16 protein-coding genes are annotated in these 18,569 nt (G+C 63.1%); 6 read left to right on the top strand and 10 right to left on the bottom strand.

What is annotated here, in order from left to right; translation table 11 throughout:
- Positions 1-125 precede the first annotated feature (125 nt).
- The 8 genes from I6L38_RS08870 to I6L38_RS08835 are packed head-to-tail and all read right to left on the bottom strand — an operon-like array spanning position 126 to position 7,944.
- Positions 126-869, bottom strand: coding sequence for a DUF3379 domain-containing protein (locus I6L38_RS08870; protein ID WP_017782772.1), 744 nt, complete (start codon positions 867-869; stop codon positions 126-128).
- The gene (locus tag I6L38_RS08865) at positions 862-1,452 is read right to left on the bottom strand and encodes a sigma-70 family RNA polymerase sigma factor (protein ID WP_005301215.1); all 591 of its coding nucleotides are present in this window, start codon (positions 1,450-1,452) and stop codon (positions 862-864) included. The genes I6L38_RS08870 and I6L38_RS08865 overlap by 8 nt, the downstream gene beginning before the upstream one ends.
- A 12-nt stretch (positions 1,453-1,464) precedes the next feature.
- Positions 1,465-3,006 (bottom strand): BatD family protein, encoded by a 1,542-nt coding sequence (locus I6L38_RS08860; protein ID WP_216989427.1) that lies wholly within the window; start codon positions 3,004-3,006, stop codon positions 1,465-1,467.
- Positions 3,003-4,493 (bottom strand): tetratricopeptide repeat protein, encoded by a 1,491-nt coding sequence (locus I6L38_RS08855; protein ID WP_216989578.1) that lies wholly within the window; start codon positions 4,491-4,493, stop codon positions 3,003-3,005. Before I6L38_RS08855 ends, I6L38_RS08860 begins: the two co-directional genes overlap by 4 nt.
- Positions 4,493-5,506 carry a VWA domain-containing protein gene (locus I6L38_RS08850; RefSeq protein ID WP_216989426.1) on the bottom strand — a complete coding sequence of 338 codons (1,014 nt, stop codon included), beginning with the start codon at positions 5,504-5,506 and terminating at the stop codon, positions 4,493-4,495. Before I6L38_RS08850 ends, I6L38_RS08855 begins: the two co-directional genes overlap by 1 nt.
- Positions 5,503-6,084 carry a DUF4381 domain-containing protein gene (locus I6L38_RS08845; protein ID WP_017779744.1) on the bottom strand — a complete coding sequence of 194 codons (582 nt, stop codon included), beginning with the start codon at positions 6,082-6,084 and terminating at the stop codon, positions 5,503-5,505. The genes I6L38_RS08850 and I6L38_RS08845 overlap by 4 nt, the downstream gene beginning before the upstream one ends.
- Positions 6,069-6,959, bottom strand: a complete 891-nt coding sequence (locus I6L38_RS08840) for a DUF58 domain-containing protein (protein WP_216989425.1) — start codon at positions 6,957-6,959, stop codon at positions 6,069-6,071. The genes I6L38_RS08845 and I6L38_RS08840 overlap by 16 nt, the downstream gene beginning before the upstream one ends.
- Before the next feature lie 34 nt (positions 6,960-6,993).
- Complete coding sequence (locus tag I6L38_RS08835; RefSeq protein ID WP_005301202.1) at positions 6,994-7,944, bottom strand: MoxR family ATPase; 951 nt, start codon at positions 7,942-7,944, stop codon at positions 6,994-6,996.
- A gap of 193 nt (positions 7,945-8,137) precedes the next feature.
- On the opposite strand from I6L38_RS08835, the gene fadI reads away from it, so the two are divergent.
- The 5 genes from fadI (at position 8,138) to I6L38_RS08810 (ending at position 13,652) form a co-directional block, all read left to right on the top strand.
- Positions 8,138-9,448, top strand: coding sequence for an acetyl-CoA C-acyltransferase FadI (fadI, locus tag I6L38_RS08830; RefSeq protein WP_010633895.1), 1,311 nt, complete (start codon positions 8,138-8,140; stop codon positions 9,446-9,448).
- Positions 9,448-11,571, top strand: a complete 2,124-nt coding sequence (gene fadJ / locus I6L38_RS08825; protein WP_201880694.1) for a fatty acid oxidation complex subunit alpha FadJ — start codon at positions 9,448-9,450, stop codon at positions 11,569-11,571. The genes fadI and fadJ overlap by 1 nt, the downstream gene beginning before the upstream one ends.
- 294 nt (positions 11,572-11,865) lie before the next feature.
- Complete coding sequence (locus I6L38_RS08820; RefSeq protein WP_005301193.1) at positions 11,866-12,006, top strand: TIGR02808 family protein; 141 nt, start codon at positions 11,866-11,868, stop codon at positions 12,004-12,006.
- Between the two features lie 192 nt (positions 12,007-12,198).
- Positions 12,199-12,756: a YaeQ family protein gene (locus I6L38_RS08815; RefSeq protein ID WP_010633897.1), complete on the top strand. Its 558-nt coding sequence runs from the start codon at positions 12,199-12,201 to the stop codon at positions 12,754-12,756.
- Positions 12,757-12,767: 11 nt separating this feature from the next.
- Complete coding sequence (locus tag I6L38_RS08810) at positions 12,768-13,652, top strand: AEC family transporter (RefSeq protein WP_216989424.1); 885 nt, start codon at positions 12,768-12,770, stop codon at positions 13,650-13,652.
- 323 nt (positions 13,653-13,975) lie between these two features.
- Here I6L38_RS08810 and I6L38_RS08805 read toward each other — a convergent pair whose 3' ends face one another.
- Both I6L38_RS08805 and I6L38_RS08800 read right to left on the bottom strand, forming a co-directional pair.
- Positions 13,976-15,340, bottom strand: a complete 1,365-nt coding sequence (locus I6L38_RS08805) for a hypothetical protein (RefSeq protein WP_216989423.1) — start codon at positions 15,338-15,340, stop codon at positions 13,976-13,978.
- Positions 15,340-15,873: a hypothetical protein gene (locus I6L38_RS08800; protein WP_208199403.1), complete on the bottom strand. Its 534-nt coding sequence runs from the start codon at positions 15,871-15,873 to the stop codon at positions 15,340-15,342. Before I6L38_RS08800 ends, I6L38_RS08805 begins: the two co-directional genes overlap by 1 nt.
- A gap of 533 nt (positions 15,874-16,406) precedes the next feature.
- On the opposite strand from I6L38_RS08800, the gene I6L38_RS08795 reads away from it, so the two are divergent.
- Positions 16,407-18,341 (top strand): sigma 54-interacting transcriptional regulator, encoded by a 1,935-nt coding sequence (locus I6L38_RS08795; RefSeq protein WP_216989422.1) that lies wholly within the window; start codon positions 16,407-16,409, stop codon positions 18,339-18,341.
- Positions 18,342-18,569 lie beyond the last annotated feature (228 nt).

Below are 18,569 nucleotides of genomic sequence, written 5' to 3'. Positions count from 1 at the left end.
GCCGTGAATGAGCCGGAAATGGCGGCAAATCGTGGGGGATAAGGGCGGAAACGGGCAGCCAAGTTGTCTGGTCTGCCCGTCGGATTGACCCGAGGTCGTTCGGGTCAGGATTGCGTTAACACCTGTTAAATCGACCAGTGCAGCCGGGATTCCAGCTGCTGCGCCACCGGTGCCAGCGGCTCCTCCATGTCACCGATCAGTACCATGTTGGCCCCCTTGAGTTGCAGGATCTCCCCCTTGAGCTGGCCATCCTCGAAGGTGGGCTGCAGGGTGAGCGGCACATGTTTGGGCACCAGGAACAGGGTGACCGGGCCCATCTTGCCCTGCAGCACCATGTGCAGCGCCGGCCCCTGATAGAAGGAGCAGTGGTTGACATAGGTGATCTTCAGCCCCTGCATGCCCATCAGGGTGGCGCCATATTTCTCCATCTTGGCGTTGATGGTGCGCAGGCTCACCTGCTCGTCCACATCCTTGATGAAGGGCTCCTCGCCATAGACGTGGGCCATGGCGACCTGGGCCAGCGAGAGTTCGTCCGGGGTGGCCTGCGGCCAGCTCAGCCAGCGGGTGCTCATGCCGAGCAGGAAGGCGACCGAGGCGGCCATCGCCAGCGCACGCCAGTTGCTGCGCGGGCGCACCGGCAGGGGAACCACCTGCTCCTGATCCGCTTCCAGTGCCTGCCTGAGCAGGATGCGCTCGGCCAGGCCGGCCGGCACCTCGACCTCCATCGCCCGCTGCAGGCTGCGATCGAGCTGCTTCATCTCCTCCAGATGCTTGCGGTTGGCGGGGGAGCGCTGGGCCTGCTCGAGAAACGCGGGATCCTGCTCATGTGGATGGGCTATGGCCCGACGGCGAAATTCCAGCTCATCCATTGGTGTGTCCTCTCTGTTGGGTCGTTGACTCCATGGCCTCTTTGATCTGGTTGCGGGCCCGAAACAGGCGGGTCATGACGGTGTTCTTGTTGAGCCCCAGTTGCGCCGCGATCTCGTCGCCGCTGAAGCCTCCCAGCACCTGCAGCAGCAGGGGCTCCTGGTATTCTGCCGGCAGGCGGGCGATGTGGCGTCTGAGCCACTCGTTCTCCATCTCCTGCTCACTGTGCAGCGCCTCCTGATCGCTCTGGGGGTGCTCGTCGAGATCGACGAGATCGAACTGCTTGCGCTCGAAGCGCCGGGCGTTCTCCCGCCGCAGTATGGTGATGAGCCAGGCCTTGGCGGCCTTGTCATCCACCAGGGTGTCTATCCCCTTCCAGGCGCGCAGGAAGGTCTCCTGCACCAGGTCTTCCGCCACTTGCGGATCCCGGCACAGCCAGTAGGCGTAGCGGTAGATGTCCCCGTGCAGGGCATGCACCAGGGCTTCGTATTTGGTTTGTTTGTCGGCCATACCTCCATAGACCGGAGAGGTCGTGGGATCCTTTCCGACCGTGGCGCCTTTTTTTCTGAAAAATCCTAAAGCCATCGCTGGGCTTCCTTATTTGAATGAAGGCCCGGATCCACCGATCCGGGCCAGTTGCCTGAGGCCATAGGCTATCGCAAAAGTTTCATGGCCGCATAGGGCCGCGGCAAAGCCGCGCCAGTCGTGCCCATCATGGCCAGCGGGGGCGACGGCGGCAAAACAGGCTCGCTCCAGGGCGGCGAAGTGGGGCGTAAGGGCTGGATCGCGGCGATAGGGCAGGGTGTCGAGACGAAGATGGGGCTGAGGCCAGCGCAGGCAGGCCCACGCCAGCAAGCGGGCCCGGATCTGTTCGGCATCGGCCCGATACAGCGCCTGTTGCAGGCGGTAAAAGGCGTGCCAGCGCGGCCCGTGGCGCCAGCAGGCGCGCAGCAGCAGAGCCCAGATGACCCATAGCAGGCTCTCGTCGTTCGGCCCATCCTGTGCCGGTTGCCCCTGCACGCCCGCGGTGATGTGCAGGGGCGTGGCGGGCAGGCGCGCGTATTCGATGCGCTTGTGTTGGGTGTTGAACCAGGCCAGCTCGATGGCGGGCAGCAGGTAGTCGCCGGGCTCGTCGACGGTCAGGGCCTGACGCCACTCGCGCTCGAAGCGCAGCGTCCCCTCGGCGAGATAGCGCTCCTGTTGCTGTTCCCCGTCCGGTCTGGCCTGCACGCCGGTGGGCAGGGTTGTGCTCCCGAGCACTCTGGAGAGGGTGAGGCGGTTGCCATCCCCCCCCTCCAGGGTGAGGGTCAGGGTGCGGATCACCGGTTCGCCCGCTCTGGCGCCGGTGGGTGGATCCAGCCGTTGGCTCAGGGTAAGCCGGCTCGCCACCGGTTGCAGCGGAGGCTCGTCGATCTGTACGAACAGGGTGGCCGCCCGGGCCGAGAGGGGGTCGCTGCCGCCGTCATCCTGCGGCAAACGCCCCTGAAAGCGGGGGGACTCCAGCGGATGGCGCCCGGCTTCCCTGGCCTGCAGCAGCCAGCTGCGGGTCAGCCGGCCAGGCAGGCCGGGGCTCGCCGGGGGCTGCCACTGATCGTTGCCGAGACGGCGGACGGTGAAGGCATCGCTGGCCGGCTCGGTGAGGTTGGGGGCCTCCATGTTGGCGGGCAGCCAGAGGCTGAGCTGATAGACAAAGGGCTGACCGGGGTAGAGCGGCCCCTGTTGCAGCACCCGGGCCTGCAACTCGATGGGGGAGATGGCAGGGGCTGGCACCAGGCTGCCGCTCTCGGAGCGCGGCGGAAAGGGGATGGACGGAGTCTGCTCCGTCCCCAGCGACAGAGCCGGCACTTGCTGCTCTGCGTCGTCCAGCAGGTGCAGGGGGATCTGCCAGCGGGTCAGGTTTTGATGCGGGGCCGTGACCCGGCTCATGGTCACCTTGCCCACCGCAAACCGGCGCAGCAGGGGGGTGATGGCGAGTTCATCGCTCTGGCGCTCGCCGTCCGCTTCGATGATCAGCAGCCAGTCGCGGCGATCGGCCCCCGGCAGCAGCTCGGCCCGGGGCGGGGCGGCAAAGAGCTGCGCCGGCAGCAGCCAGAGCAGCAGAAGGCAGAGTGCATGGCAAGGGGCAAAGAGGCGCGTCACCAGGGATCCTCCCCTCTTGTGGGGAGAAGGCCCTTGTCGGCCTCCTGCTCGCGCCTGCGCTGATCCTCCTTGCGCAGCCGCTGCTCCAGCAGCAGTACGGGGGGAGATGGAGGCAGCGGGGCATCCGGGGTAGCGGCCTGTTCGGGGGTATCGACAGGCTTGGGATCCTGCGCCTCTGGTGCTGCCGCGGGCGGCTGGGCGCGCAGCAGCGCCAGGTTGTAAAGTGCGTCTTCATGGTTGGGGGCCAGTGCCAGCGCCGCCAGATAGGCCTGCTCGGCGGCGGCCAACTGGCCGAGCTGTACCAGGGCGTTGCCCCGGTTGTAGTGGGCGGTGGCGCTGTTGGCCCGGCCGTAGGCGGCAACGGCCCGGGCGTAGTCGCCGGCCCGATACCAGGCATTGCCCTGCCAGACGGGATCGGCAAAGGCGCGGGCCGCCTCCTGATAGCGCCCCTGCAAGAAGGCCTGCCAGGCCAGGTTGTCCCCGCCGGGGGGCATGCTGGCAAGCGCCGGATTGGCCTGCAGGGAGGGGGGCGTCAGCAAGAGTGTCCCCATTACCACCAGCCATAGGCTGCCGATGCGGGCCAGCAGTGCCAGCGGCAGCAGGGGCAGCAGCAGCCAGGGGCCGAGATCCTGCGCCTGGTGTGCGCCTGTGGTCTGACTCATGGGCAGGGGGGCAAAGCGCGGCAATCCTTGCTGCAGCCACTGCAGCTGACCGCCGAGATCGGTTGCCAGCTGCTGCAACGCCGCCACATCCGGGGCGGGCAGCTCGCGGCCAAGGCCGCCGCCCAGGGTGGCGGGCAGTTGGCTGGGCTGGCCTGCGTTGGCCAGCAGGATATCGAGACGGGCTTGCACTTCGGGGTGGCAAAAGAGGTTGCCCTGGCAGGGCCAGATCGCCTTGATCCGCTCGGCCTGACGGGCGGTCAGGTCATCGGTGATCAGCAGCAGGCGGGCTTGCCGGCCGGCGGGGATCTGCCTGAGCGCCAGTGCCACGGCGCGCTCGGGCGCACTGCCCTGTCTTGGCATGATGGCCGGGCGCAGGTCGGGCAGCAGCAGGGCGATGGCCTGCTGATCCCGGGTGGGTGGCATGGCGAGGTAGGCATCGCCGGCAAACAGAATGAGGGCGATGGGATGGGCTGCTTCCTGCCGTTCCCTGTCGGCCAGCAGATCCTGCAGCAGCACCCGCACCCGGGTGGCCCGATCCGGCAGCAGGTCGGTGGCCAGCATGGAGCGGGAGAGATCCAGCAGCCAGATGTCGAGGGCGGGGCTTGGCACGCTCAGGCTCTGCTGGCGCAGGGCCGGGCCGCTCAAGGCCAGGATCACCGGCAGGCAGGCCAGCCAGAGCCAGGGGCAGTGGCGCCGCTGTCCCGGCAGCAGATAGGCCTGCATGGCGGGGGCCAGCAGCGGGGCCTGGCGGCGACGGCGCCACCCCTGCCACAGCCAGGGCAGCAGGGCCAGCAACCAGAGCGGGCGCAGCAGGGTGAGCTCCATCATGGGGCGCCTCGGGATGGGTTGTCAGGCAGTGCGGCTTTGCGGGTCAGCCGCAGCGGCCAGCGCAACCGGGCTGGCCAGCTCAGTAGCAGCCAGGCCAGCGCCAGTGGCCAGGGGTAGAGCTCCTGGTTGGGGCGATAGCGGGTCTGCGCGGTGGCAACGGGCTCCAGGGTATCCAGCGCCTGATTGATGGCCTCGAGATCCCCCTGGGTGCGCGCGCGGAAGTAACGGCCATGGCCCACCTCGGCCAGTTGCTGCAAGAGGGCTTCGTCCAGCTCGGCGCTGGGATCGCTCTGGGCCGGGGCCAGCGTGGGTGCCATCGCCTCGGCAAAGGTATCCGGATCGGCGCCCACCCCCAAGGTATAGAGGCGAATGCCTGCGGCGGCGGCCCGCTTGGCTTCGCTGAGGGGATCGGCGCTGCCGGCGGTGTTGCGCCCGTCGGTGACCAGCAAGAGGGCGGTGGAGCGGTTGGGAGCCTTGTGCTGGCGAGCAAGCAGAATGGCCTCGCCCAGCGCGGTGGTGCGCCCCACCAGCTCGAAATCGAGCTCGCGGGTGAGGCCGAGCAGGGCGTTGGTCTCCTGGGTCAGGGGCGAGAGCAGGTAGGCGTGGTCGGCAAACACGATGAGGGCGATGCGATCGCCGGGGCGGGCGGCGATGAGCCTGTCTATCTGCTGGCGCACCGCACTGAGCCGGTCTTTTTGCTCCCCGTCGTCGAGCATGTCCTGGGTGCGCATGCTGTCGGAGAGATCCACCGCCAGGATGAGATCCCGGCTGCTCTGATAGCTCACCTGAGGCGGTTCCTGCCACTGGGGGCGGCAGAGCGCCAGCACCAGGGCGCACCAGCACAGCGCCATTCGCCACAGGGGCTGGCCAGCATGGGGACGCAGCAGGGGAAAGCCGGCATGGTTCAGCACGCCGGGGTCGTGTGCGCTGCTGGGGTGAGGTGGCAGACCAAAGCGCACCAGCAGCGGCAGCACCAGCGCCAGGGCAAACCAGGGCCAGGCGAGGATCATGATTGCCTCCGGATGTGCGCATCTCTTGTAAGGCTTGGCCCGCGCCGCCAGCGAGTGCGCAGCGCCAGCAACCAGGCTGGCGGGCAGATGCAGTGACGTCCCCAGGCGAGGTAGGCCCGGCGCAGTGTCTGGCGCTGCTGCGCATCCGGGCTTTGACCGCCGTAGAGCCAGGCAGACCAGTGCGGGGCCAGCTCGCGAAAACGGCTGCCTCCCAGAGGATCGAGCCCCAAAGAATCAAGAAAGACGAGCCAGGACTCGCCCTGCAGGGAGGCCGCCTCGGGCCAGCGCGGCAGCACGGCCTCGCGCATCACGGCTTGCAACTGGGGCACCAGATCAGGGGCCTGCCAGTCGAGCTGCCGCTGCCAGCGGCGATAACGCAGCAGGCTCTGCACGCCGAGGATGATCAAGGTGCCGACCAGCAGAGCGATCAGCAGCCACCACCAGCCCAGCAGGCGGGGATCAAAGGCGAGCTGCAGCGGTGGGCCGGGATGAATGTCGCGCAGCTGGGCCGCCAGCGGGGAGGTGGGTACATTGCTGCCCGGCACGGCGCTGGCAAGCCAGTTCAGAATTGGCGGCATGCCCCCTCCTGCCACTGGCGTTGCAGCGGCTGGCCGTTGTCGAGCCGGTAGAGGCGCTGCACCAGCGGCAGCAGTTGCTGATGGCTCTGACGGGCCAGCTGCTCGGCGGCCGCTTGATAGCGCCAGGCGAACCCCGCTTCGCCGGCCTCGAGCCAGCCGCTCTGCTGGCCGGCGCGCACCGCCAGGCGGCCCTGGGCGGGCAGGGCTGCCTCCAGCGGATCGCGGATCTGCCAGCAATGAATGTCGTGGCGCCGACCGAGCAGCTGCAACTGGCGGCAGAGCGCCTCATCGAGGGGGCTGTGATCGGTGATCAGGGTCAATCTGGCGCCGTGGGGCAGATTGAGGCGGGCCAGGGTATGGGCTAGGGCGTGGGGGGGCGGTGTGCGTGCCAGCCCCAGCCGGTAGTGGTGGCAGAGGGCCTCCAGCAGCGGCACCAGAGAGCCGCGCTGATGTTGCAGGTGTGTCTCCACGCCGTGGCAGATCAGGGTGTTGGCCTGCTTTTCCCCTTGCCAGAGCAGGGCGGCGGCCAGCTCGCAGCCCAGGCGTGCCTTGAGCTGGTGACGTGAGCCGAAGTACATGGCCGGAGAGAGGTCGAGCAGCAGCCAGTGGGCCTGATCCTGCTCTTCGCTGTAGAGGCGGGTATAGGGACGACCGAGGCGGGCGGTCACCCGCCAGTCGATGTGGCGCACCTCGTCGCCGGCCTGATAGGCGCGCAGCTCGCGAAAGGTGAGCCCCGGCGTGCGGCCCAGCCGCCCCTGCGCCACCGGTTGAATGGACGAGCGCGGCCCCTGCCGGGCCCACAGCCTGATCGCCAGCAACCTGGCAAGCGGCAGGGCGATATCGGGATGGGCGAGGGGAGCGGCGGCGTCCGTCATGGCAGCAGGGCCTGCGCAAAGGGTGCGAGCGGGCTCAGGGGCATGGGATCGCATCCAGCAGCAGGGTGATTAGCGCCTCGTTGTCGAGGTTGTCCGCCAGCGCCTGATAACTGGGAATGAGGCGATGGCGCAGCACGGCCGGTGCCAGTTGCTGAATGTCTTCGGGCAGCACGAAATCCCGCCCGGCCAGCCAGGCCCTGGCGCGGGCCGCCCTGGCCAGACCTATGCTAGCCCTGGGGCTGGCGCCCACCGCGACCAGGGGTTCGAGCTCCGGACAGAGGCCGCTGCCAGGGCGGGTGGCGCAGACCAGCTGCACCAGATAGTGCTCGAGGCGCCCCTGCATCTGCACCGCCTGCACCGCGCTGCGGGCCGCCAGCAGATCGGCCTGGCTCAGGGTGAGCGGCGGTGTTGGCAGGGTGTCGCCCTGTGCGTTGAGCTGGAGGATGGCCAGCTCCATGGCGGGGCTCGGGTAGTCCACCAGCAGCTTGAGCAAGAAGCGATCGAGCTGGGCCTCCGGCAGGGGATAGGTCCCCTCCTGTTCTATCGGGTTTTGCGTGGCGGCCACCATAAATAGGGGTGGCAGGCGCCAGCTCTTCTTGCCCACGGTGATCTGATGTTCGGCCATCGCCTCCAGCAGGGCGGATTGCACCTTGGCCGGCGCCCGATTGATCTCGTCCGCCAGCACCAGGTGGTTGAAGAGGGGGCCGGGCTGAAACACGAAGCTGGCATCCTGGGGATGAAACACCTCGCTGCCGGTGAGATCGGCGGGCAGCAGGTCCGGGGTGAACTGGATGCGGGCAAAGCGTCCCTCCACCGCGCCGGCCAGCGCCTTGACGGCCCGGGTCTTGGCAAGACCGGGGGCGCCCTCGATCAACACATGTCCTTCACATAACAGGGCGATCAGCAGCCCCTCGATGAGGGGGCCCTGTCCCAGAATCTGACTACCAAGATAGTCCCCAAGCTGTCTGAACTCGGCCGCTGCCATGCAATAAACCCGTTGTTTTCATAGAAGTTGATCTTTTTATACTCCAGTTGGCGCACAAGGGCGAGGGAGGGGGCCAAGATGGCGGCAATTTAGTTTCAATCAGTCGTATGAAATTTGTGAGTGGATTGTTAAGATGTGGCGCAATGAGGTCAGACCTCTCCCTTTAGTCTTCTCGTTTAACCAAGGAGCCAGGATGAAAGAGCCATTGAAACTGACGACTCGCCAGGGCGAACGGATTGCCGTCGTGGCGGGTTTGCGCACTCCCTTTGCCAAGCAGGCCACCGCCTTTCACGGCGTACCTGCGGTGGATCTGGGCAAACTGGTGGTGAGCGAGATGCTCGCTCGCACCGATCTCGATCCCAAGCTCATCGACCAGCTGGTGTTCGGCCAGGTGGTACAGATGCCGGAAGCCCCCAACATCGCCCGCGAGATCGTGCTCGGCACCGGCATGAGCGTCAGCACCGATGCCTATAGCGTGTCGCGCGCCTGCGCCACCAGTTTCCAGGCCGTCGCCAACGTCACCGAATCCATCATGGCCGGCACGGTGGACATCGCCATCGCCGGCGGTGCCGACTCCTCCTCCGTGCTGCCCATCGGGGTGAGCAAGAAGCTGGCCCGCGCCCTGGTGGATCTCAACAAGGCGCGCAATCTGCAGCAGCGTTTCAATATCCTGCGCCAGCTGCGGGTCAAGGATCTGCTGCCGGTGCCGCCCGCCGTGGCCGAGTACTCCACCGGCCTCTCCATGGGCCAGACCGCCGAGCAGATGGCCAAGAGCCACCAGATCAGCCGCGAGGCGCAAGATGCGCTGGCGCACCGCTCCCACACCCTGGCCGCTCAGGCCTGGGCCGATGGCAAGTTGAGTGGCGAGGTGTTCACCGCTCACGTACCTCCTTACAAGGCGCCGCTGGAGCGAGACAACAACATCCGCGAAAGCTCGGATCTGGCGAGCTACGCCAAGCTCAAGCCGGTGTTTGACCGGCTGCACGGCTCGGTCACCGCCGCCAACGCCACCCCGCTCACCGACGGCGCCGCCGCAGTGCTGCTGATGCGCGAAGGGCGGGCCCGCGAGCTTGGTCTCGAGCCGCTCGGCTATATCCGCAGCTTCGCGTTTTCTGCCATCGATGTGTGGCAGGACATGCTGATGGGCCCCTCCTACGCCACCCCGCTGGCGCTGGACCGCGCCGGCATCACGCTCAGCGATCTCACTCTGATCGACATGCACGAAGCCTTTGCCGCCCAGACCCTGGCCAACCTCAAGATGTTTGCCAGCCACGAGTTTGCCCAGAGCAAGCTGGGTCGTGAGCAGGCCATCGGCGAGGTGGACATGGACAAATTCAACGTCCTCGGTGGCTCGCTGGCCTATGGTCACCCCTTTGCCGCGACCGGTGCGCGCATGATCACCCAGACCCTGCACGAGCTGCGGCGTCGGGGGGGAGGATTGGGGCTGAACACCGCCTGTGCGGCGGGCGGTCTCGGCGTGGCCATGGTGTTGGAGGTAGAGTGATGAGCGAGAAGACTTTTTCCCTGGCGGTGCGCCAGGATGGCATCGGCATTCTCACCATGGATGTGCCGGGCGAGAGCATGAATACCCTCAAAGCCGCCTTCGTGGACGAGATCCGCGCGGTGCTGGCCGAGGTGAAAGCCAATAAAGAGCTGATCGGCCTGGTTGTGGTCTCCGGCAAGAAGGACTCCTTCATCGCCGGCGCCGACATCAGCATGCTGGCGGCCTGTACCAGCGCCAAGGATGCCGAGACGCTGTCGCGGGAAGGCCAGGTGATCTTTGCCGAGATCGAGTCGCTGCCCATCCCGGTGATCGCCGCCATTCACGGCCCTTGCCTCGGTGGTGGGCTGGAGCTGGCGCTGGCCTGTCATGGCCGGGTGGTCACCGATCACGGCAAGACGGTGCTCGGCCTGCCCGAGGTGCAACTGGGCTTGCTGCCGGGCTCCGGTGGTACCCAGCGTCTGCCGCGCCTCATCGGGGTGGCCAAGGCGCTCGATCTGATGTTGACCGGCAAGCAGGTGCGGGCCAAGCAGGCCAAGAAACTGGGGCTGGTGGACGATGTGGTGCCCCCCTCCATCCTGCTGGAGGCCGCCATCAAGCTGGCCAAGAAGGGCAAGCCCCGGCACGAGCTGAAGCGAGATCTGCAGGGCAAACTGCTGGAGACCAACAAGCTTGGCCGCAAGGTATTGTTCGATCAGGCTCGCAAGGGGGTGAAGGCGAAGACCCGTGGCAACTACCCGGCTCCTGAGCTGATCCTGGAGGTGGTGCGCATCGGGGTGGAAGAGGGGATGCAGGCAGGCCTTGCCGCCGAATCCCGCCACTTTGGCGAGCTGGTGATGACCAGCGAATCCGCCGCCCTGCGCTCCATCTTCTTTGCCACCACAGAGATGAAGAAGGAGGTCACCTATCAGGGGGCCGAGCCGCGCAAGGTGGGCCATGCCGCCGTGCTGGGCGGTGGTCTGATGGGGGGCGGCATCGCCTTCGTCACCGCCACCAAGGCGGGGGTACCGGTACGGATCAAGGACGTGGCCAGTGCCGGCATCGGCAACGCCATGCGCTACAGCTACGACATCCTGGCCAAGAAGCTCAAGCGTCGTCATATCCTGCGCAGCGAGCTTGAGAAGCAGATGAGCCTGCTCACCGGCACCCTCGATTACTCCGGTTTCCACCGGGTCGACCTGGTGGTGGAAGCCGTGTTCGAAGATCTCAATCTCAAGCACCAGATGGTGAAGGATGTAGAGCGCGAATGCGGCGAGCACACAGTGTTTGCCTCCAACACCTCCTCTCTGCCGATCCACCAGATCGCCTCGGCGGCGGCACACCCGGAGCGGGTGGTGGGGCTGCACTACTTCAGCCCGGTGGACAAGATGCCGCTGGCGGAAATCATCCCCCACGCCGGCACCAGTGCCGAGACGGTTGCCACTACCCTGGCCTTCGCCCGTGCCCAGGGCAAGACCCCCATCGTGGTCAAGGACGAGGCGGGCTTCTACGTCAACCGCATCCTGGCCCCTTACATGAACGAGGCGGCGCGCCTGGTGCTGGAAGGGGAGCCGGTGGAGGTGCTGGACGGTGCCCTGCTCGATTTCGGCTTCCCGGTGGGCCCCATCACCCTGCTGGACGAGGTGGGGATCGACGTTGGCGCCAAGATCTCCCCGATCCTCGAGAAAGAGCTGGGGGGCGAGCGCTTCCAGGCACCGGCGGCCTTTGACAAGCTGCTGCAAAACGATCGCAAGGGGCGCAAGAACGGCAAGGGCTTCTACCTCTACGGCAAAGCCGCCAAGGGCAAGAAGAAGGTGGACGACAGCGTCTACGGCGTCTTGGGCGTCAGCCCCCAGGCCAAACAGGCCAAGGCGGAGATCGCCGAGCGCTGCGTGCTGATGATGCTCAACGAAGCGGCCATGGCGCTCGACAGCGGCGTGGTGGCTTCGGCTCGCGATGGCGACATCGGCGCCATCTTCGGCATCGGTTTCCCGCCATTCCTGGGGGGCCCGTTCCGCTACATGGACAGCCTCGGCATCGAGCATTTGGTGGCTCGCCTTGAGCACTACCAGAAGCGCTATGGCGACCGGTTTGCACCCTGCGATCGCCTCAAGGCGATGGCCGCCGAGCAGCAGCGCTTCTATTGAGGGTGCGCCGCTCGCGGCAACAGGCCAACCGACAAGGAGGCGACCCTGGGGTCGCCTCCCTTTTTTTGGTACAGCAATGGGAGAGGAGAGGGCCGCAGGCTGACAACGGGTTGAATTGCGTCCATATTTTTCCTCGGCAAGGGATAAATTGTTGATCCAACGCAAAGTAGCCCCCTATTTATTACTTTGGTGGCATAGGACTCAGGCGCTGGTTGGGGTCAAATAGCATCATCAGGAACGGGGAATAACCCCGTCACGAAAGGGACACCCATTTCACTGGATGAAGGACACATAATGAGTCTGCTTGAACAAACCATCTGGACTGTATTGGGATATGGGGCCATGCCCTTTATCTTCCTGAGCGGGTTTGTAGCGGTAGCAGTGACCTGCTGCTTGCTGCTCAATGCCTTCGGGGTCAAGTCCGCCGAGAAGTGATCCGCTTCTTTCGTTCATACCGCCAAATGCCAGTCTTCGGACTGGCATTTGTTTTTGGAGCCTTGGCAGGCCGTTATCTGCGCGAGCTAGGCCAAATCTGTGCTGCTTGAGGTCGAACCGGCCGCCGATTTTGATTACACTGGCGCGCAGTTTTTCGTTTCGGCCCGCTTCCCAAGGTATTCAAGGTTTTCTATGGCTCTCAAGGCAACCGTATTCAAGGCTCAGCTCAGCCTGTCCGACATGGATCGCAATCTCTATCAGGACTTCTCTCTCACCCTGGCCCGTCACCCCTCCGAGACCGACGAGCGGATGATGATCCGGCTGGCGGCCTTCGCCTGGCACGCCGCCGAGCGACTGGAGTTCACCAAGGGCCTCTCCGCCGATGACGAGCCGGAGCTCTGGCGCAAAAACTATTCCGACGAGATTGAACTCTGGATCGAGCTCGGCCAGCCCGACGAGCGCCGCCTCAAGAAGGCGTGCAACCGCTCCCGTCATGTGGTGCTCTACCTTTACGGTGGCCGTGGCACCAGCGTTTGGTGGAAGCAGAACCAGGGCAAGCTCAGCCTGCACGACAACCTCACCGTGATTGAGCTCTCCGACAGCCAGACCCTGCCGCTGACCGAGATGGTCGAGCGCACCATGCAGCTCACCTGCACCATCTCCGACGGCCAGCTCTGGGTGAGCAACGGCCGCCAGGAGGTGACTCTGGATCCCGTGCTGCTGATGGGAACCCCCGCCCGCGAACTGTAAAGGACTCGCCCATGTTCAGCGCGCTGCTCAATATCGTCATTCCGGTGTTTGCGGTGGTGGGGCTTGGTGCCCTCTACGGCAGGCTGCGTCCGGGCGGCGCGCTGGGCTATGTCAATCGGGCCAATATCGAGCTGTTCACCCCCGCGCTGGTGTTCTCGGCGCTGGTCAAATACCCGCTGGATCTGATGGCCCACCTGTCGCTCATCGCGGCGGGAACCCTGGTGATCCTGCTGCCTGGGCTGCTGCTCTCTCTGCTCAGGTTTAGCAGCATCAGCCGACCGGCCCTGATCCTGCCCGCCATGTTTCGCAACACCGGCAACCTCGGCATTCCACTGATGGTGCTGGCCTTTGGCGAGCAGCAGCTGGGCGCCATCATCATCCTCTTCGTGCTCTCCAACCTGCTCCACTTCTCGGTGGGCATGTTCATCCTCTCGGCCAACACCTCCCGCTGGCTCTGGCTGAAAAGCCCTGTGCTGTGGGCCGCCCTGGCCGGCCTGCTGGTGGCCAATCTGCACATTCCGCTGCCCGAATACCTGGTGACCAGCGCCTCGCTGCTCGGCCAGATCTCGGTACCGCTGATGCTGTTTGCCCTCGGCATCCGGCTGATGGAAGGGGAGCTGGATCATCTGGGGCTGGCCCTCAAGTGCAACCTGCTCTATCTGCTGGCCGGCGGTATCTCCCTGGGGCTGGCGGTCTGGCTGCTGCCGCTGCAACCGGCCTGGGTTCCGCTTCTGATGCTGTCGGTGGCGTTGCCCCCGGCGGTGCTCAACTACATGCTGTGCGAGCAGTACCAGTGCCAGCCCGAGAAGGTGGCCAGTATCGTGCTCGGTGGCAATGCGCTCTCGGTCCTGGTGATCCCGCTGGCGGTCTGGCTGGCCCTGCATCTGGGCAGTTGATCCTGTGCAGCAATAAAAAGGACGCCTGAGGGCGTCCTTTTTATTGCTACTACGAAAGTCCGATTGCACTTCGCTAATCGAAGCTATAGCCCTTCTGTTGTTAAATCAGAGTCAGTAACTTTGAGCAAGTCAAGGTTGTCCAGCTTTGGAGTCGAAGGAATAGATCTAAGAATGCATTAAACCACTGGATACAACGGATGACGGCGTGGATGGCTGGATGCGCCTTTGGCCTTCAAAGTGCTGGAAGCGCTGAAAAAATGGTCTGCAAGATAATATATTTACCTTGAAGAAAGCCCCGCGATGCGGGGCTGCATTTTACCAGCCTATATCACGATGTGAGGGAGCATCATAAGCTGTGTATCAAGCTCCTGATGAATGGCTCTGTAGTCAGCCATTATCTCGGTCTCAACCAGCTTTGCTCTCTCTTTTTCTTGGCCATAAATCAAATACATCATTTCTGGCATACCGTAGCGCAGCAGCGTTAAAACGAGTGGCCAGCTAATAGATAAGGGGTTGCTGGTCACTGTTACTTTGCCTGCATTGATCACTCCTGCCACCCCATGTGCAATCAGCAGCTGGCGACGAAGTTGCGGATGCGCTGCATTGGGAAATGCCTCGGCCAGTGTCGCTCCCGCATTGAGCTTTCTAACCATAAAGCCAAGCCGAACAATCAATTCACTGATCGCCAATGGCACTGAGGCCGCAATGAAATGACGCAGGTCGTATCCACTGCGATACATCTGTCTTGCAACTTCAGCGATGGTGTAACCTTGCTTTCCTATCGTTCCGAATTGAAAGAAAGAGAGAAGGGGCATCAGGGGGGCGGGCAGGCCTGCTGGTGTTGCTACATCTGATGCCAGATGACCGCCAACTTTTCTGATGGCCTCCAGGAGCCTTATAATAAAATGCTCACCCTCCAGTAATGGCGCAGCAGTTTGTTGGACAATCACGTTGCCAAACTTATCAATGGCAGTAAATTCACCGCACAACACATCTTTGACCCCAAAAATGAAACCTAGAATGGGGTCATGTCCCAATGATTGGTAACGATGAGTGTGAGGGCCCAATCCAGCAACAGTTTCTTTCAGGTCACTACTAGTCGAGGGATCGAAAGAGACTTTGTACAACCCTTCAAGCTCTTTGATCTTTTCTGGTGGCAGAACTTCGCCAAAAAGCTCCTTGACCTTGTTGGATAACCATCCCCCTTCCGAAGCAGGACTACCCAAAAATCCCGGATGTGCGGGCACCTGGACAAGAAAGATATCGGTAAGCCCGGAGAGGATGCCCGCAGAAACAGCCAGTGCAACATCGTATCGATCAAGGCTGCCGAGCCAACCCAGGTGCTCACCGAGTTTCTGATGTTTTGCCAATACAGCATCAATTTCCGCTGGCGTCAGTACATCATTAAAATCGACCTCACCAGGTATTGCTTGTTTAGCCTCTGCAAGGATTTCTTCCCATGATTTTGTCCTGACAGGGGTAATTACGTGCAAAGAGTTTGACGTGCTGGAGTCTTTTACCGGTAATGCCTTACCCAAGCGTCGGAGCAAGGCTTCACTGGAGTTGATCGCAGCATCGAGGCTATGACGCTGCTGATCATGTTCGGAGCCCAGTTGATCAAGCATTTGCTTGTGATGAACTGCAACCCTCAATCCATCGGTGAGATAATCACCCTTGTCATTGCTCATCAGGCAGCCACCTTCAAGTCACCCTCAAGGTCAATGATGATTGATTGCAGGAGTGTGTTGAGTTTGGTCAGATAGTCTGCCCTTGCTTTGTTGTCGTCTGAGGATTTGCGCAGTTCTGAAATGATGGCGTTCTGCTTTTTCATCGCTTCTTGCAGCAACATCTCTTTCTTTTCTTTCAACTTGCGTTTGTTACGTTGTGATACTAAAGCGTAAGCGCCAACACCCAGCAGCACTGCAGGTGCCGCCAGAACAGCTACGCCTGCCGCCATACCGCCACCCACGAGGCCGCCAGCTGCAGCCAGACCAGAGGTGATGCCAGCAGCAGAGAGACCAGTCATGCCGCCGAAATAAAGACCTGCAAACCCAATACCCGCACCAGCACCGACACCGCCAGCGGCAGCCAGCACTTCCTTGATATCATCACTGTCAGAATCAATTCGTTCCTTATCGTTTAAGGCTTTGTCCACTTCCCCGAGTACCTTTACGACCGGTGCCAAAGATTCCAGATTTTTATAGATAGCTTCCTTGCTCATTACATATCTCCATATGGCTACAAAAAACACGCAGAGAAGTAATGTATACCCAATTCATGCCTGTTCAATGGCAAATTGATGACATTGTTAATTCGGTCACGATAAGGGACTCACACATGGCAGTTGGATCTAGGGGGGCGGCATTGGCACAACTTAATGTGTGAATAAAATGGCCACTGCTCTAATCGGCGTTCCCTTTTTCTGTTTCGCTGGGAAAGTCATGGAATACAGCCAGGCTCTCTTTGCTGATAATCGTATTTCGTTAGGGCCTCAGTTCGATCGCTTCGACCAACTCTTCATACATAAAAACTGGTGTAAAAATAGCCCATCGCTTTGAATGCTAAATAAAAATTTTATCCTACAAATAGAAAATGAAGGATTCCCATTGAGATGCTGCGCCAGCTCTCACTCCGGGATGCGGGGCGGGTGCAAGTTCCCTTTTCGTGATCCTCGGCGAAGTCGTTGCTGCCGAATTGGCATAGTATCTGGCCAGCATGAATCCCACCCGGGGTGGGAGCCAGGGGATTTACAACATGATGTCCGTCAGTAACCAATGTTTGTTGATGCAGATCCAGCCCACCATTTTGCGCTTTGCCAAGATGCTGGCGAGCGTGCTGCAACTGGAAGTGGAAATCGTGGACGCCAACATGGTGCGGGTGGCGGGAACCGGCCCTTACGGCAAGTTCTTCGGTCGCCAGCTGGAGGGGGACTCCCGTCTGTTGCGCTACGTCATCGAGCATCAGCGCGAGAAGATCGTCACCCACACCAGCGAGGATCCGGTCTGCGAGGGGTGCAGCTGCAAGGAGAGCTGCCGGGAGCGGGCCTTCCTCGGGGTGCCCATCATGGTGGAGGAGAACTGCATCGGGGTGATCAGCCTGGTGGCCTTCAACCCGGAGCAGCAGGCCCGTCTCAACAACAACCTGCAGGAGGTGTGCGACTATGTGCAGCACATTTCCAGCATCTTCGTGGCCAAGCTGCTCGACTCGCGCGGCCTGTCGGACGGGGTCAACAAGGTCTTCCTCAGCCTGATGAACCACATGGATCAGGGCTGCCTGCTGCTCGACGAGAAGAGCCAGCTGCTCTACGCCAACGAGGTTGCGCTCAAGCAGCTTAACTGCCAGCAGGAGGCGCTGCTGGGCTGCGAAATAGGGCTGCGGCCGCTCACCTTTGCCCAGCAGGGGCTGACCGGCCACCTGCAGCACATCGTCACCCTGGGGGATCGTCAGGAGCTGATCATCGGCCAGTTGCACCACGTACAAGGTCAGCAGCTGTTTCTGATGGCGTTTCACCAGTCCCACGGCACACCGAACCCGCCGCTGGAGCCCGACGAGGGAGTCAGCATGCTGATCGGGGAGAGCAAGCCGATGCGGGCCCTGAAAAAGCTGCTCCATCGCATCGCCCTGAGCCCCTCCAGCGTGCTGGTGTGCGGCGAGAGCGGCACCGGCAAGGAGGTGGTGGCCCGCGCCATTCACCGACTCAGCCCGCGCCGCGACAAGCCCTTCATCGCCATCAACTGCGCCGCCATCCCCGAGCAGCTGCTCGAGAGCGAGCTGTTCGGTTACGTGAAGGGGGCCTTCACCGGGGCTTCCAGCACCGGCAAGCAGGGGCTGATCCAGGCCGCCCAGCAGGGGACTTTGTTTCTCGACGAGATAGGGGACATGCCGCTCACCATGCAGGCCAAGCTGCTGCGGGTGCTGGAGCTGCGGGAGGTGACCCCCATCGGCGCCAGCCGGCCGGTGCCGGTGGACATTCGCATCATAGCCGCGACCCACCAACATCTGGAGCAGTACATCGCCGAGGGCAAGTTTCGCGAGGATCTCTTCTATCGCCTCAACGTCATTCCCATCCACTTGCCGCCCCTGCGCGAGCGGGAGGGGGACGTGGCGCTGCTGACCCACTACTTCCTCAACCTGCACACCAGCCGCATCGGTCTGCTTTATCCGGGGCTGAGCCCGGAGGTAATGGCCCTGCTGGAGGGCTACCGCTGGCCCGGCAACGTGCGCGAGCTCAGCAACCTCATCGAGTACCTGGTGAACGTGGTGCAGGCGGGGGAGGTGATCGAGAGCATCCTGCTGCCCCCCAATATCCTGCGCAACCAGCGCAGTGGGGCGGACGAGCCGCCTCGGAGCATGGCGCAGATCGCGCCCATGCCGCTCTCGCCCGACCCTTATCCCCATGGTGTGCTGGCCGACCCTGCGCTCAGCCCTGCCGCTGGCAACCCGGCACCGGCTACGGGGGCGCCCTGGTCATCGCCAGAGGCAAGCCTGCCAGAGCCTGCTGCCGGCCAGGTCGAGCGCGGGTTGGCGCTGCCACTTGGCGAAAACGGGCTGGAGAACATGGAAAAGCAGATGATAGAGGAGACCCTGCTGCGTCTTGGCAACAAGAAGCTGGCCGCCCAGGCACTCGGGATCGGCATCGCTACCCTCTATCGCAAGATAAAGAAGTACGAGATCGCCGTGCAGGCCTGATCCCGCAACGGGTCGCCTGGCGGCCCCGCCTCACCGCGCCGCGACCGACAATCGCGGCGTTATCATTATGAGAATGTGGCCCCGCTTTCTATCAATTGGCAGGTACCGGTGATAGCCGGACTGATAATTATCAGCGCCGGCTTGGCCTCCTCTCACCCTATTCTCGCGCTATTTCTGTGGCGCTCAGCCATCCGCTTGAAAATAAGTCGGCTCACCTGCCTTGGCGGG

The organism is Aeromonas sp. FDAARGOS 1408 (assembly GCF_019048665.1).
In the GTDB taxonomy this organism is placed as follows: domain Bacteria; phylum Pseudomonadota; class Gammaproteobacteria; order Enterobacterales; family Aeromonadaceae; genus Aeromonas; species Aeromonas dhakensis.
The sequence above is the reverse complement of the archived record's forward strand: the minus strand, read 5'-3'. Positions and strand labels throughout refer to the sequence as shown.

Coding starts and splice junctions, on each gene's coding strand:
- I6L38_RS08870 (WP_017782772.1), bottom strand. CDS start 869: ATGGATGAGCTGGAATTTCGCCGTCGGGCCATAGCCCATCCACATGAG.
- I6L38_RS08865 (WP_005301215.1), bottom strand. CDS start 1,452: ATGGCTTTAGGATTTTTCAGAAAAAAAGGCGCCACGGTCGGAAAGGAT.
- I6L38_RS08855 (WP_216989578.1), bottom strand. CDS start 4,493: ATGGAGCTCACCCTGCTGCGCCCGCTCTGGTTGCTGGCCCTGCTGCCC.
- I6L38_RS08850 (WP_216989426.1), bottom strand. CDS start 5,506: ATGATCCTCGCCTGGCCCTGGTTTGCCCTGGCGCTGGTGCTGCCGCTG.
- I6L38_RS08845 (WP_017779744.1), bottom strand. CDS start 6,084: ATGCCGCCAATTCTGAACTGGCTTGCCAGCGCCGTGCCGGGCAGCAAT.
- I6L38_RS08840 (WP_216989425.1), bottom strand. CDS start 6,959: ATGACGGACGCCGCCGCTCCCCTCGCCCATCCCGATATCGCCCTGCCG.
- I6L38_RS08835 (WP_005301202.1), bottom strand. CDS start 7,944: ATGGCAGCGGCCGAGTTCAGACAGCTTGGGGACTATCTTGGTAGTCAG.
- fadI (WP_010633895.1), top strand. CDS start 8,138: ATGAAAGAGCCATTGAAACTGACGACTCGCCAGGGCGAACGGATTGCC.
- fadJ (WP_201880694.1), top strand. CDS start 9,448: ATGAGCGAGAAGACTTTTTCCCTGGCGGTGCGCCAGGATGGCATCGGC.
- I6L38_RS08820 (WP_005301193.1), top strand. CDS start 11,866: ATGAGTCTGCTTGAACAAACCATCTGGACTGTATTGGGATATGGGGCC.
- I6L38_RS08815 (WP_010633897.1), top strand. CDS start 12,199: ATGGCTCTCAAGGCAACCGTATTCAAGGCTCAGCTCAGCCTGTCCGAC.
- I6L38_RS08810 (WP_216989424.1), top strand. CDS start 12,768: ATGTTCAGCGCGCTGCTCAATATCGTCATTCCGGTGTTTGCGGTGGTG.
- I6L38_RS08805 (WP_216989423.1), bottom strand. CDS start 15,340: ATGAGCAATGACAAGGGTGATTATCTCACCGATGGATTGAGGGTTGCA.
- I6L38_RS08800 (WP_208199403.1), bottom strand. CDS start 15,873: ATGAGCAAGGAAGCTATCTATAAAAATCTGGAATCTTTGGCACCGGTC.
- I6L38_RS08795 (WP_216989422.1), top strand. CDS start 16,407: ATGATGTCCGTCAGTAACCAATGTTTGTTGATGCAGATCCAGCCCACC.